The sequence below is a fragment of the Pseudomonas sp. C8002 genome (genome assembly GCF_013385765.1).
Taxonomy (GTDB): domain Bacteria; phylum Pseudomonadota; class Gammaproteobacteria; order Pseudomonadales; family Pseudomonadaceae; genus Aquipseudomonas.
Genome location: NZ_JACAPJ010000007.1, coordinates 506,932 through 521,105, shown reverse-complemented (window position 1 = coordinate 521,105; position 14,174 = coordinate 506,932). Strand labels below are relative to the sequence as shown.

Sequence of the window (14,174 nt, the reverse complement as noted above, 5' to 3'; positions counted from 1 at the left end):
GCGGTCGAGCCGGTAGTCACTGAGGCCGGGATGAGTGATATCTCGGCCACCAAGTGCGAGCTCTATCACCCTGATCTGTCAGGCCAGGAGCTGGAGGCGATTAAAAGTACGAAGCGCTCAGCATTGGAAACCTACAGCGTTTCACAACTTTGGTCGGTGGCATGGACTGAGTAAATTGGTCAGGCGCTTCGCTCGTGAATTATTCAGCCAGTTGTTTGAATTGCCTCGCCAACTCCAACACGATTCGGCCGCTATTCGCGGTGGGCACCAAATGGGTAAAGGGAATATCGATCATCCGGTTCTCCCGCACCGCCCGCAAACGCGACAGCACCGGGTCGGTGGTCAGCAACTGACGTTTGCGGCTGGCCGGTGACCACAGCGCATCCGCCAGCAAAATTACATCCGGATCACTCATCAGCAGGGTTTCGCTGCTCACGGTGACGCGGTATTGGTTGATCCCGGCGAATAAATTGCGCGCACCAGCAGCCGCCACCAACGTGGTGACGAACCCACGCCGGCCTTCGCTGTCCAGCCCGTTGACCTCACTGTCCAGGTAGAACACCGACAGCGGTTTACCTTCGCCCGCCAGTGCCTGGGCACTGGCCAGGTCGGCGTCCATGGCATCGCTCAACGCCCGCGCCCGTTGCTGTTTGTGCACCAGGGCGCCGAGGGTAAACAGGTCGTTGCGAATATGCCCGAAGTAATCCAGCGAGTGCCCGTCGCACGCCGACTCCAGCAAGTACGACCCAACCCCGTTGCCTGCCAACCCTGTGCGGGAGGTGACACCAGTGCCAAAGGCAGTGGCGAATCCACCGACCACCAGATCCGGTTTCTGCGCATAGAGCACTTCGCTGGACGGGTACTTGGGCGCAATCACCGGCACGCCGAAATACTCGCCGTGTCGGTGGGCCACACCGTTGTCATCCAGATAAGCCACGCCCACCAATGCGGGACCGACATCCAGCGCCAATAACAGGTCGGCCGCATGCTGATTGAGGGCCACGATGCGCGAAGGCGGTGAGTGGGCGGCCGTCCAGTCCTGGTTGCAGTTGCGATAACGGTCCGCCAGGGCCAACGATGGGCAGAGCAGGGCGCCCAACAGCAACCACGAGGCTTTCATGGGCGCTCCTTGATCAGCAGATCCTCGACGACTTCGCCGCCCACCAGATGCACTTCCACCAGCCGTTGCACGTCTGCGTTGCTGTGCACGCCGTACCAGCACGTGTCCGGGTACACCGTCACGATCGGCCCCAGGTTGCACGGGAACTGGCAGTGGGTGCGGGTCAACAGCACGCCGCCAGGTTTTTCGATGCGGTCGCGTGCCAGCAGGTGGCGGCGCAGGGTTTTCCACAGTTGCAGCGCGCCACGCTGGGTGCAGCGCGGGCCGGTGCACAGGAACACGTGACGGGCGTGGTCAGGCACGTGGGACCAGTCCGGATGAGTTTCCACGGGCGTACTCATCAGAAGCGATACGTGTAGCGTACTTCGGAGGTGAACGGCCGCCCGAGGTTGTCGACGTTGCTGGCGCGGCTGGTGACGTAGTCGCGGTCGAACAGGTTCTCTACCAGCAGGCTCACGCGGTGTTGGTGGGCGTTGTCGAGGTAGCGATAGGCGTCGGCATCCACCACGGTGTAGTTGCCGTATTCGACCTTTTTCGAGCTGACGATATCGCCGATGTAACGCACGGCGGTGCCGGCGCCCCACAGGCGGTCCGCCGATTCATAGCCGACCCGCGAGCGGGCGAAGAAGCCCGGGATATCGTTGATGGTGACACCCGCACGGGACTCGGTGAGGTTGCGGGTCATGTCGGCCTGCACGCTCCATTGTTCATTGAGCTGCAGCTTGGCGTCGGCCTCGAAACCACGCATCTGGATCTGCCCCTGGCCGTTGACCCACTGGATATCGTCCAGGGTGATCAGGTCGGTGATCTTGCGTTTGAACAGCGTGACGCTGGCGCTGAAGTCCCGGGCCAGCAGGCTGCCCTTGTAGTCGACGCCCAGTTCGGCGTTGCGGCTCTTCTCCGGCTTGAGGTTGCGGTTGCCTTTTTCATCGTCTTCGTTGACGAACAGTTGCTCGGCATTCGGCAGTTTGTAGGCAGTGCCGTATTGGCCGCGCAGGGCCCAGTTGTCGTTGAGGTCGTAGAGCGAAGTGAGCATGCCGACGGTGGCGCTGTCGCCGCCGCTCATGGCTTCGTGGCGTACGCCGATGCTCGGGTGCCAGTTCGGCAGGGCTTCGATATTCGGCCGCAACTGGGTATACAGCGCGTGGGCCTGGGCCTTGTTGTCGTCGATGATCAATACATCGTCCTGGCCCTTGAACCACTGGTTGTCGGACCCGAATACCAGCACGTGCTCGCCGGGCAGCACGGCCTTGCCTTCGGCCTGCACGCCCCAGTCAGTGAAGCCCCAGTAGTCGTTGTGGTTGATGGCCCGGGTGCCGCCGCCTTCGATATTGTTGATGCGGGTATAGCGCGTGTCCCAATCGTTGATATGCCCTTTGACGAAGTAGCTCAGGCGCTCGTTGAGGGTTTGCTCGAAGGTGGCCGTGGCGATCTGTTGCACGCGGTCGTTGGTGGTCTTGTGGTTGTCCACCGGGCGGGCGAAATCGAGGTTGGCGTCGGCGTACTGGTAAAACAGCTCAAGGCGCGTGTCATCGCCAAACGACTGGATCGCCTTGGTGCCGAAGGTGGTGACTTCGTAGGAGCGTTTCTTGTCGCTGACGTTTTTCATGTCGCGGTTGCGAAACGGCTGGTAGCCCTCGGAGGCGTTGCGGCTGACGTAGGCCAGCAAGCCGAGGTCGCCAAATCCGTTATTGAAAATCTTCTCGACCCGGGCGTCGCCGGTGGTGCCGCCGAAGGTGTCGGCACCCAGGTTCACCTCGCCGGACGCCTCGCGGGTTTGCGGGCTGCGGGTGACGATGTTGATCACTCCCGACACCGCCTGGGTGCCGAACAGCAGGCTCTGGCCACCCTTGAGCACTTCGATGCGCTCGATGGCGTTGGCGGGCAGGGTGTCCAGGTACAGGCCGCCGTACAGGCGGTTGTTCAGGCGCACGCCGTCCAGCAGGATCAACGTGTCGTCGTTGCGCCCACCCAGCAGGGAATAGGTGCCGTAGTCGAACGGGCCGTTCTTGGGGGCCACGTACAGGCCGGGGATGAACATCTGCATCACGCGCGACACATCGGCGGCGGGGCCGGCGCGTTCGATCTGTTCGCGGGTGACGATCTCGACCTTGCTGCCGTACTGGGCCATGTCGGCCACGGTAGTGGATTCCACCGAAGGTGCGGAAATGATCTGCTGCTTGAGCTCAAGGGGAGGGTCGTCGGCCAGCAGCAGGGGGCTGAACAGGCAGCCGAGCAACAGGCTGGGCACGGACGTATTGTAAGGTCGAATCATAGTCTTCTCGGAAAAGTATCTTTCGCGAAAAGCACGCACGAGTAGGCACCGAGCACACGCCAATACCGGCCCATGCCCGCCCACCGCAGGATTTTGCCAAACAGAATTCCAGGCCGGTCTCCGGGCTCACGCTTATGGACACCTTCACCTTCCCATGGCGCGCAGGCCACAGTGGTGTGTCGAAGGGGTCATGCGTCTACCGTTGCGGGGGCAGCACCGGACTGGCTCGAAAAGAGCGGCACCGGTTTCCCGTTTCACCCCATGCACGGCGGCATGAGGCACCTGAAACAGGCCGGCATCTGAACATTCGAAAGACCGTTCGTCAACTTGGCGGGTACTTTTCCGGCGGTTCCCAGGGAAGCGACTGACGGATATTGCCAGAAAATTCCCACAGGAGTACAAATGTACTCCATGAAGAATCTAACGCCCCGCCGTACCGCCATCCTGACCTTTATCCGCGACCGTATCGCGCAGCAAGGCCAGTCTCCCAGCCTCGCCGAGATCGCCGAGGCGTTCGGCTTTGCCTCCCGCAGCGTGGCGCGCAAGCATGTGCTGGCGCTGACCGAGGGCGGTTTTATCGAGGTCAACCCCAACCAGGCGCGCGGCATCCGCCTGCTCAATCAACCGGCGCGGCCGGAGCTGCTGGATATTCCGGTGCTCGGCCGGGTGGCCGCCGGTTTGCCCATTGGCGCCGATGCCGAAGTGCACAACCGTCTATTGCTCGACCCGGGCATGTTCGCGAAAACCCCGGATTACCTGCTGCGGGTGCAGGGCGATTCGATGATCGAAGACGGCATCCTCGATGGCGACCTGGTAGGCGTACGCCGCAGTGCCGAGGCCTTGAACGGGCAGATCGTGGTGGCACGCCTGGACGGTGAAGTCACCATCAAACGTTTCGAACACGTGGGCGAGCGTGTGCGCCTGCTGCCGCGCAACCCCGCCTATCAACCCATCGTGGTGCGGCCCGATCAGGACCTGGCCATCGAAGGGGTGTTCTGCGGCCTGGTGAGGCAAGGCTGATGGGCGCCGTCGTTGCACTGGACTCGCTGTTCAATGGCGGCCGGGTCTGGAAAGGCCGGCCCGCCGCGCCGCCGGCCAGCGTCCATCCCACCGGGCTTGCGGCCCTGGATGCGGTGCTGCCCAGCGGTGGCTGGCCGGAAGCGGCGTTGAGCGAAATCCTGATGGCGAAGGAGGGCGTGGGCGAGTTGCAGCTGGTGTGGCCGACCCTGGCACGGTTGGCGGCGGCCAGTGAGCGCATCGTGCTGGTGGCGCCGCCCTACACGCCGTACCCCCACGCCTGGCAAAACGCCGGGGTGGATGTGCGCCAGCTGTCAGTGATCCAGGCCGATGAACGCGATGCCTTGTGGGCAGCGGAGCAATGCCTGCGTTCCGGCAGCTGTGGCGCGGTGCTGTGCTGGCCGCGCAAGGCCGATGACCGCGCCTTGCGCCGCTTGCAGGTGGCGGCGGAAACCGGCCAGACCCTGGCCTTTGCCTGGCGCTCCTTGAACGAGGCCATCAACCCGTCACCGGCCGCGTTGCGCCTGGCGGTTGAGGCGAGCCCTGCGCAAGTGCGGGTGCTCAAGTGCCGGGGTGGCCTGGCCCATCCCGCGCCCATTGCGCTTGGGCACTGAGGTTGGCATGCGCTGGGTGTGTATTGTGTTCCCGCAATTGGCGCTGGACGGGGTGCTGCGTTCGCGCCCCGAACCGGACCAGCCGTTGGCCCTGCTGGCCGGCACGCCGCAGCGGCGGGTGCTGCAAACCGTCAATGACGCCGCGCGCAAACTCGGCCTGCGCCCCGGCCAATCCCTGACGGCGGCCCATGCCTTGACCAAGGCGTTCGCCTGCGCCGAATACGACCCGGCGCAGATCGAATACTGGCAGCAGTTTCTCGCCGCCTGGGCCTACCGTTTCAGCTCCCAGGTCAGCGTGTTCTACCCACGGGCGTTGCTGTTCGAGATCGAGTCGAGCCTGGGCCTGTTCGGGCCGTGGCCGTTGCTCGAAGCACGCTTGCGCAAGGAGCTGACCGAACTGGGGTTTCGTCACCGCATCGTCGCCGCGCCGAACCCGGCGGCGGCGCGGATATTGGCGAATGTCTACGACGGCCTGGCCGTGGCCGATGAGCAATACCTGCAACACGCCCTGGCACCGATCCCCATCGACCGCGCCGGCCTCGACCCGCAAGCCGCCACCGCATTGTCGCGCATGGGCTTGCGCACCCTGGCCCAGGTGCAGGCGTTGCCTCGGCATACCCTGGCCCGGCGCTTCGACGCTGCGCTGCTCAAGCACCTCGATGCACTGTGCGGCCAACGGCCCCTGGCGCTGGCGTTCTACCAGCCGCCGGACCGGTTTGATGTGCGCATCGAGCTGAATTTTGATGTGTTGTCCCACCAGGCCTTGCTGTTTCCCTTGCGCCGTTTGACTGGCGATCTGTCGGCGTTCCTGTGTGGCCGCGACAGTGGCGTGCAGCGTTTTGACCTGCACCTGGAGCACGCGGCCGAGCCCGACAGCGTGATCAAGGTCGGCCTGCTCAGCGCCGAGCGTGACGCGGCGATGCTGTTCGAACTGGCCCGCGGCCGCCTGGAGCAGGTGCAAGTCACCTCGCCGGTGCGTGGCTTTCGCCTGGTGGCCCAGGACCTGCCGGTGTTTGTGCCCCAGCGCCAGGACCTGTTCGACGAGCGCCCGCAACAAACCCTGCCGTGGGAACAACTGCGCGAACGCCTGCGGGCGCGGTTGGGGGACGAAGCGGTGCAAGGCCTGCGCTTTCACGCCGACCACCGCCCAGAATGCGCCTGGCAAGCCGGTGCTGATCTTCGCCCGTGCTCACCCTCAAACAACGTGCAACGCCCGGGCTGGTTGTTGCATGAACCGACGCCCCTGGCCGAGCAGGGTCTACACATCCTGATGGGCCCGGAGCGCATCGAATCCGGCTGGTGGGATGGCGCCGATGTGCGCCGCGATTATTACCTGGTGCGCACCCGTGCCGGCCAGCAAGGCTGGGCCTACCGCACCGTGGGCGAGAGCGGCACGCTGTGGCTGCAAGGCTGGTTCGCATGAAGTACGCGGAGCTGCATTGTCTGTCCAACTTCAGTTTCCAGCGGGGCGCCTCCAGTGCCCGCGAGCTGTTTGAACGGGCCAGGCAGCAGGGTTACGAGGCGCTGGCCATCACCGATGAATGCACCTTGTCGGGCATCGTCCGTGCCTGGCAGGCGGCCAAGGAAGTCGGGTTGCCGCTGATTATCGGCAGCGAGATGCGCCTGGAAAACGGCCCCAAGCTGGTGCTGCTGGTGGAGAACCTGGAAGGCTATCAACACCTGTGCCGGCTGATCACCATTGCCCGTCGCCGTGCGGGAAAAGGTCACTACCGCTTGCTGCAGGAAGACTTCACCGCGGTACACGGCTTGCTCGCGTTATGGATGGTCGAAGACACCGACACCCAGGCCCATATCCAATGGCTGTGCAGCACCTTCACCGATCGCCTGTGGCTGGCGGTGGAACTGCATTGCGGCCAGAACGATGCCCGTCACCTTGAGCAACGCCTGAACCTGGCCGCCAGCCTGCACCTGCCGGCGGTGGCCTGCGGCGATGTGCATATGCATGTGCGCGGTCGCCGTGCGTTGCAAGACACCATGACCGCAATCCGTCACCACGTCCCGGTGGCCGAAGCCGGCGCGCGCCTGCATCCCAATGGTGAACGGCACTTGCGCAGCCTCGATGCATTGGCCGCGCTGTACCCGGCGCACTTGCTGGAAGAGTCCCTGAACATTGCCCGGCGTTGCACCTTTGACCTCGGCCAATTGCGCTATCAATACCCCAGGGAGTTGGTACCTGAAGGCCAGGATGCAAAATCCTGGTTACGCACCTTGACCGAGCAAGGCATCGCCCAGCGTTGGCCGAAAGGGGTCGACGCCAAGACCCTCCAGCAGATCAATAACGAACTGGAACTGATCAGCGACCTCGGCTACGAAAGCTACTTCCTCACCGTACACGACATTGTGCGCTTCGCCCGCAGCCGTTCGATCCTGTGCCAGGGCCGTGGCTCGGCGGCCAACTCGGCGGTGTGTTTTGCCCTGGGCATCACCGAGATCGACCCGAGCCTGATGAACATGCTGTTCGAGCGCTTCCTGTCTCGCGAACGCAACGAGCCGCCGGACATCGACGTGGACTTCGAGCACGAACGCCGTGAAGAAGTGCTGCAATACGTCTTCCAGCGCTACGGGCGCACCCGCGCCGCGTTGACGGCGGTGGTCAGCAGCTACCACGGCGCCGGCGCGGTGCGCGACGTGGCCAAGGCCCTCGGGTTGCCGCCGGATCAGGTCAACGCCCTGGCCGACTGTTGTGGACGCTGGAGCGACGAAGCACCGCCCCTGGAACGCCTGCGCGAAGGTGGTTTCGACCCCGACAGCCCGGTGCTGCGCCGGGTGCTGACCTTGACCCAACAACTGATCGGCTTCCCCCGGCACCTGTCCCAGCACCCCGGCGGTTTCGTGATTTCCGAACACCCGCTGGACACCCTGGTGCCGGTGGAAAATGCGGCCATGGCCGAGCGCACCATCATCCAGTGGGACAAGGACGACCTCGACGCCGTGGGCCTGCTCAAGGTGGACATCCTCGCGCTGGGCATGCTCAGTGCGATTCGCCGCTGCTTCGACCTGCTGCGCCGCCATCGCAACCAGGACCTGAGCCTGGCTTCGGTGCCCAAGGAAGATGCGGCAACCTACGCGATGATCAGCAAGGCCGACACTATCGGCGTGTTCCAGATTGAGTCGCGGGCGCAGATGTCGATGTTGCCCCGCCTGCGACCGGAAAAATTCTACGACCTGGTCATTGAGGTCGCCATCGTGCGGCCGGGGCCCATCCAGGGTGGCATGGTGCATCCGTACCTGCGGCGGCGGAACAAGGAGGAAGAAACCACCTACCCATCGCCGGAACTCAAGTCCGTACTGGAACGCACCCTGGGCATCCCGCTGTTCCAGGAACAGGTCATGCAGATCGCTATGGTCGCCGCCGATTACACACCCGGCGAAGCCGACCAACTGCGCCGTTCCATGGCCGCCTGGAAACGCCACGGCGGCCTCGAACCCCATCAGCAACGCCTGCGCACCGGCATGCTGAAAAACGGCTACAGCGAAGCCTTCGCCGCGCAGATCTTCGAGCAGATCAAGGGCTTTGGCAGCTACGGTTTTCCCGAGTCCCACGCCGCCAGTTTCGCCTTGCTGACCTATGCCAGTTGCTGGCTTAAATGCCATGAACCGGCAGCGTTTGCCTGCGCCCTGATCAACAGTTGGCCCATGGGTTTCTACAGCCCCGACCAGATCCTGCAGGACGCCCGTCGCCATCATTTGCAGATCCGCCCGGTGGATGTGCAGGCCAGTGACTGGGATTGCAGCCTTGAGCCGATCGAAGGCCAGCAACCGGCGATTCGCATGGGCTTGCGCATGATCTCCGGGTTTCGCGAAGAGGACGGCCGGCGTATCGAAACGGCGCGTCAGGCCCGGGCGTTTTTTGATATTGCCGACTTGGGCGAGCGTGCCCAATTGGACACTCGCGCCCAGGAATTGCTTGCGGATGCCGGTGCCTTGCGCGGCCTGGCCGGGCATCGGCACCGGGCGCGTTGGGAGGTGGCCGGGGTGCAGAAACAACTGGGCCTGTTTGCCGGTATCGCCAGCCCGGAAGAGGCGGTGGTGGAGCTGCCGCAGCCGACAGTCGGCGAAGATTTATATGCCGACTACGCCAGCGTCGGCACCACCCTGGGCCCACACCCGTTGGCGCTGTTGCGCGATGAACTGCGCGCGCGGCGTTGCCGCAGTTCCAGGGAATTGCTGCGGGTTGAACATGGCCGCAACGTCAGCGTCGCCGGCCTGGTCACCGGTCGACAACGCCCGGGCACGGCCAGCGGCGTTACCTTCGTCACCCTGGAAGATGAGTTCGGCAATATCAATGTGGTGGTCTGGCGCGATTTGGCCGAGCGCCAACGCCAGGCGCTGGTGGGCTCGCGGTTGCTCAAGGTAGATGGCCGCTGGGAGGCGGTGGGCGAGGTTCGGCACTTGATCGCCGGGCGCTTGACCGACCTGACCCCGTTGCTGTCGGGCATCAGTGTGCGCAGCCGGGACTTTCGCTGAGTCGGCCCTTGCTCCTTCCTGCCGGCATAAGCAATATGCGATGAAACCAACCGCCACTGCCGGGCTCAAAGTTTTCATCGCCGCCCACCTTTTATCTTTTGCAGAGCCGACCGATGCAGTTTTTATCCAATACCCACGGCTGTGAGGGTTGGGCTGGGGAAATGGCCCAGAGGATTCGTGCTTTCGATTGGTCCACCACCGACCTCGGCCCGATGAGTGCCTGGCCCTCCAGCCTGACCAGCGCCGTGCAGATGATGCTGGCGTCGCCCATGCCCATGGTGATGCTGTGGGGGCACGCCGGTTACATGATCTACAACGACAGCTATTCGGTGTTTGCCGGCGGGCGCCACCCTTATCTGCTGGGTGCGCCGGTGGAACTGGGCTGGCCGGAAGTCGCCGACTTCAACCGCAATGTGGTCGACACCTGCCTGGCTGGCGGCACCTTGTCCTACCGCAACCTGCCCCTGGAACTGTTGCGCGACGGCCGCCCGGAAGAAGTCTGGATGGACCTGTATTACAGCCCCGTGGCCGGTGACGACCAACGACCGGCCGGGGTCCTGGCGATTGTAGTGGAGACCACCGAACATATGATCTCCGAGCGCCTGCGCCAGGAACTCACCCACAACCTGGAGCAGCGCGTGGCCGCGGAGGTGCAAGCCCGTTCCGCCGCCGAAGAACAGTTGCGCCAATCACAGAAGCTGGAAGCCATCGGTGGCCTGACCGGCGGCGTGGCCCACGACTTCAACAACCTGCTGCAAGTGGTCGCCGGCAACCTGCACCTGCTGGCCCGGCATGAACCGGACAACCCCCAGGTGCAGCGCCGGGTCAGCGCCGCCATCGCGGCAGTGGAACGTGGGGCCAAACTGACCTCGCAACTGCTGGCCTTCGCCCGTCGCCAGCCATTGTCACCGGCGGTGTACAACCCGCTGCGCATCTATGAAGGCCTGGGCGAGTTGCTGCAGCGGGCGCTGGGAGAAACCATCCACATTGATGTGCAACTGCCCCAGGATCCATGGTGCATTAACGTCGACCGCAACCAACTGGAAAACGCACTGCTCAACCTGGCGATCAACGCCCGGGATGCCATGAAAGGCGAGGGGGTGATTCGGATCACCGGCGAAAACATTATTCTCAACCCTCCGGATTGCGCCGGTAAAAGCATCAACCCCGGTGAATATGTGCGCCTGGCCGTCGCCGACAGCGGCGCCGGCATGTCACCAACGATCCTGGCACGGGCCTTCGAACCGTTTTTCACCACCAAGCCGAATGGCCACGGTACCGGCCTGGGCCTGAGCATGGTGTTCGGGTTCGTGCGCCAAAGTGGCGGGCATGTTGAGGTCGAGAGCGTGGAGGGCAGCGGCACCGTGGTGCAGATGTATTTCCCGCGCAACCTGGGAGAGCCGGAAAACCACGATGCGCCCGTCGAGCCTGCACAACACAGCGGCGGCCAGGAGACCATCCTGGTGGTGGAAGACAACGAAGGCGTACGTGCGGCTGCGGTGGAATTGCTTGAACAGTCCGGCTACACCGTGCTTACCGCCGAAGATGGCGACCGGGCCATGCTGATGCTCCAGGCCGGCCTGCAACCGGACCTGATTTTTACCGACGTCGTGATGCCGGGCCGGGTCAAAAGCACCGACCTGGCCAAGTGGGCGCGAGAGCAAGTGCCGGCGATAGCGGTGCTGTTTACCTCCGGGCATACCCGCGACATCCTTTCCAGCAACCACCTGCTGGGCACCGACATTCACCTGCTGAGCAAACCCTATGGCCCGGATGAATTGGCGCAACGGGTGCGCTCGGTGCTGACCTCACGAATGATGTGACGGATGGAGATCCAGCCAGCAACACCAAACCACTGTGGGAGCGGGCTTGCCCGCGATGGCGGAGTGTCAGGCACCCCATCCGGTAACTGGCACACCGTCATCGTGGGCAAGCCCGGCTCCCACAGTTGATCTTCACTGCCTTGAACACACCGATAAGGTTACCCATGACTTCCCAGCGCAACCTGCCACCAGACACCTCACTCACCTCCCAACGCCCTGGCTTCGTGCGGGTGCGGGGTGCACGGGAACACAACCTGCGCAACGTCGACGTGGACATCCCCCGCGACGCCCTGGTGGTGTTCACCGGCGTGTCAGGCTCCGGCAAGTCCTCGCTGGCATTCTCCACCGTCTACGCCGAAGCCCAGCGCCGCTACTTCGAATCCGTGGCGCCCTACGCCCGCCGCCTGATCGACCAGGTCGGCGTACCGGACGTCGACGCCATCGAAGGCCTGCCGCCCGCCGTGGCCCTGCAACAACAGCGCGGTACACCCAGCACACGTTCATCAGTGGGCAGCGTCACCACCTTGTCCAGCCTGATCCGCATGCTCTACTCCCGCGCCGGCAGTTACCCGGCGGGGCAACCGATGCTCTACGCCGAAGACTTTTCCCCCAACCTGCCCCAGGGCGCCTGCCCGCAATGCCACGGCCTGGGCCGCGTGTACGAAGTGACCGAAGCCCTGATGGTGCCCGATCCTTCCCTCACCATCCGCCAACGCGCGGTGGCGTCCTGGCCACTGGCGTGGCAAGGCCAGAACCAGCGCGACATCCTCGTCACCCTGGGCTACGACGTCGACATCCCGTGGCGCGACCTGCCGAAAAAGCAGCGCGACTGGATCCTCTTCACCGAAGAAACCCCCACCGTCCCGGTGTACGCCGGCTTCACACCGGCCCAAACCCGCGACGCCCTCAAACGCAAACTCGAGCCCAGCTACCAGGGCACCTTCACCGGCGCCCGGCGCTACATCCTGCACACCTTCACCCACTCCCAAAGCGCCCTGATGAAAAAGCGCGTGTCGCAGTTCATGCAAGGCAGCCCGTGCCCGCTGTGTGAAGGCAAACGCCTGAACAAGGCCGCGCTGTCGGTGAAATTTGCCGGCGTAGACATTGGCGAACTGTCGCAAATGTCCCTGCTGCAACTCGCCGAGCTCCTGCGCCCGGTGGCTGAAGGGCAGGGCGATAAAAAGCTCTCCGTGGAAAAACGCCTGGCCGCCCAACGCATCGCCCAGGACCTGCTCGAACGCGTCAGCACCCTGACCGACCTCGGCCTCGGCTACCTGGCCCTTGAGCGCAGCACACCGACCCTGTCCTCCGGCGAACTGCAACGCCTGCGCCTGGCCACCCAACTGGGCTCGCAACTGTTCGGCGTGATCTACGTGCTCGACGAACCTTCCGCCGGCCTGCATCCCGCTGACGGCGAAGCCCTGTTCGCCGCCCTCGACCGCCTGAAGGCCGCCGGCAACTCACTGTTCGTGGTGGAACACGACCTGGAAACCATGCGCCGCGCCGACTGGCTGATCGACGTCGGCCCGGCTGCCGGCGAGCACGGCGGCCAGGTCCTGTACAGCGGCCCACCCGCCGGCCTGGCGCAGGTCGAAGCCTCGCAAACCCGCGAATACCTGTTCGCCGAAAAACGCCCGGTCAGCCAACCACCGCGCCAACCCACCGGCTGGCTGAGCCTGGAAGGCGTCACGCGCAACAACCTCAACGACCTCAGCGTGGACTTTCCCCTGGGCTGCTTCACCGCCGTCACCGGCATTTCCGGCTCGGGCAAATCCAGCCTCGTCAGCCAGGCGCTGTTGGAACTGGTAGGCGCAGGCCTGGGCCGCGTGGTGGAAACCGAAGACGAACCCAGCCTCGAAGACGACGCCCCGCAAACCAGCGGCGGCCGTATCAGCGGCGGGCTGGAACACATCCGCCGCCTGGTGCAGGTGGACCAGAAACCCATCGGCCGCACACCGCGCTCCAACCTCGCGACCTACACCGGCCTGTTCGACAACGTACGCAAACTGTTCGCCGCCACACCCGCGGCGAAAAAGCGCCATTTCGACGCCGGGCAATTCTCTTTCAACGTCGCCAAAGGCCGCTGCCCGAACTGCGAAGGCGAGGGGTTTGTCAGCGTTGAATTGCTGTTCATGCCCAGCGTGTACGCGCCATGCCCGACGTGCCACGGCGCGCGGTACAACCCGGAGACGTTAGCGATCAAGTGGGAAGGGCTGACCATTGCCCAAGTGCTGGGGCTGACGGTTGAACAGGCGGTAGAGGTATTTGCCGAAGAGCCGGGTGTGCTGCGCTCGCTGCAAGTGCTGCGGGATATTGGCTTGGGTTATTTGCGCCTTGGCCAGCCGGCGACCGAGTTGTCAGGCGGGGAGGCGCAGCGCATCAAGCTGGCGACCGAGCTGCAACGCAATGCCCGGGGCGCGACGTTGTATGTGCTGGATGAACCGACGACCGGGCTGCATCCGCGGGATGTGGACCGGTTGTTGAGCCAGTTGAATCACCTGGTAGAGGCGGGGCACACGGTGATTGTGGTGGAGCATGAAATGCGCGTAGTGGCGCAGAGTGATTGGGTGATTGATATTGGGCCGGGGGCCGGGGATCGAGGCGGGAAGGTGGTGGTGAGTGGCACGCCGCAGAAGGTGGCGAAGAGCAAGAGCAGCCGGACGGCGCCGTTTTTGGGGCGCGAGTTGGGCTGAGTTTTGCTCGACGTGCGCCAGGTTCGCCGGCAGCTTCGTGATTGCCCGAGCGTTCGGTAGACTGCCCCGATTTTTTCTGATTTCCCCATCTTGTGAATAAATGGCCCTATGAGATACGTCGAAAATGGATCTTTTATCGATCCA

9 protein-coding genes and 1 riboswitch are annotated in these 14,174 nt (G+C 64.0%); of the genes, 6 read left to right on the top strand and 3 right to left on the bottom strand.

All coding sequences use genetic code 11. The features are described from left to right. Positions 1-199 precede the first annotated feature (199 nt). From HX814_RS13795 to HX814_RS13785, 3 genes are read right to left on the bottom strand one after another with little or no spacing between them, the layout of a single operon-like run. A complete protein-coding gene (locus HX814_RS13795; RefSeq protein WP_177008688.1) occupies positions 200-1,120 on the bottom strand; it encodes an ABC transporter substrate-binding protein in 921 nt (306 codons plus the stop codon). Further along, complete coding sequence (locus HX814_RS13790) at positions 1,117-1,449, bottom strand: (2Fe-2S) ferredoxin domain-containing protein (RefSeq protein WP_177008687.1); 333 nt, start codon at positions 1,447-1,449, stop codon at positions 1,117-1,119. The genes HX814_RS13795 and HX814_RS13790 overlap by 4 nt, the downstream gene beginning before the upstream one ends. A gap of 11 nt (positions 1,450-1,460) precedes the next feature. Then, positions 1,461-3,395 (bottom strand): TonB-dependent siderophore receptor, encoded by a 1,935-nt coding sequence (locus tag HX814_RS13785; RefSeq protein WP_177008686.1) that lies wholly within the window; start codon positions 3,393-3,395, stop codon positions 1,461-1,463. Positions 3,396-3,488: 93 nt separating this feature from the next. Continuing rightward, a riboswitch (cobalamin riboswitch) is annotated at positions 3,489-3,696 on the bottom strand. A gap of 101 nt (positions 3,697-3,797) precedes the next feature. Here HX814_RS13785 and lexA point away from each other — a divergent pair. The 6 genes from lexA (at position 3,798) to uvrA (ending at position 14,030) form a co-directional block, all read left to right on the top strand. Next, complete coding sequence (gene lexA, locus HX814_RS13780; protein WP_003210482.1) at positions 3,798-4,415, top strand: transcriptional repressor LexA; 618 nt, start codon at positions 3,798-3,800, stop codon at positions 4,413-4,415. Beyond that, a complete protein-coding gene (gene imuA / locus HX814_RS13775) occupies positions 4,415-5,026 on the top strand; it encodes a translesion DNA synthesis-associated protein ImuA (protein ID WP_177008685.1) in 612 nt (203 codons plus the stop codon). The genes lexA and imuA overlap by 1 nt, the downstream gene beginning before the upstream one ends. A gap of 7 nt (positions 5,027-5,033) precedes the next feature. Further along, positions 5,034-6,449 (top strand): DNA polymerase Y family protein, encoded by a 1,416-nt coding sequence (locus HX814_RS13770; protein WP_177008684.1) that lies wholly within the window; start codon positions 5,034-5,036, stop codon positions 6,447-6,449. After that, the gene (locus tag HX814_RS13765) at positions 6,425-9,514 is read left to right on the top strand and encodes an error-prone DNA polymerase (RefSeq protein WP_371318523.1); all 3,090 of its coding nucleotides are present in this window, start codon (positions 6,425-6,427) and stop codon (positions 9,512-9,514) included. Before HX814_RS13770 ends, HX814_RS13765 begins: the two co-directional genes overlap by 25 nt. Before the next feature lie 113 nt (positions 9,515-9,627). Beyond that, a complete protein-coding gene (locus tag HX814_RS13760) occupies positions 9,628-11,337 on the top strand; it encodes an ATP-binding protein (RefSeq protein WP_177008682.1) in 1,710 nt (569 codons plus the stop codon). Positions 11,338-11,501: 164 nt separating this feature from the next. After that, positions 11,502-14,030 (top strand): excinuclease ABC subunit UvrA, encoded by a 2,529-nt coding sequence (uvrA, locus tag HX814_RS13755; RefSeq protein WP_177008681.1) that lies wholly within the window; start codon positions 11,502-11,504, stop codon positions 14,028-14,030. The last annotated feature ends 144 nt before the right edge of the window (positions 14,031-14,174 follow it).

Coding starts and splice junctions, on each gene's coding strand:
- HX814_RS13785 (WP_177008686.1), bottom strand. CDS start 3,395: ATGATTCGACCTTACAATACGTCCGTGCCCAGCCTGTTGCTCGGCTGC.
- HX814_RS13760 (WP_177008682.1), top strand. CDS start 9,628: ATGCAGTTTTTATCCAATACCCACGGCTGTGAGGGTTGGGCTGGGGAA.
- HX814_RS13795 (WP_177008688.1), bottom strand. CDS start 1,120: ATGAAAGCCTCGTGGTTGCTGTTGGGCGCCCTGCTCTGCCCATCGTTG.
- HX814_RS13770 (WP_177008684.1), top strand. CDS start 5,034: ATGCGCTGGGTGTGTATTGTGTTCCCGCAATTGGCGCTGGACGGGGTG.
- uvrA (WP_177008681.1), top strand. CDS start 11,502: ATGACTTCCCAGCGCAACCTGCCACCAGACACCTCACTCACCTCCCAA.
- lexA (WP_003210482.1), top strand. CDS start 3,798: ATGTACTCCATGAAGAATCTAACGCCCCGCCGTACCGCCATCCTGACC.
- imuA (WP_177008685.1), top strand. CDS start 4,415: ATGGGCGCCGTCGTTGCACTGGACTCGCTGTTCAATGGCGGCCGGGTC.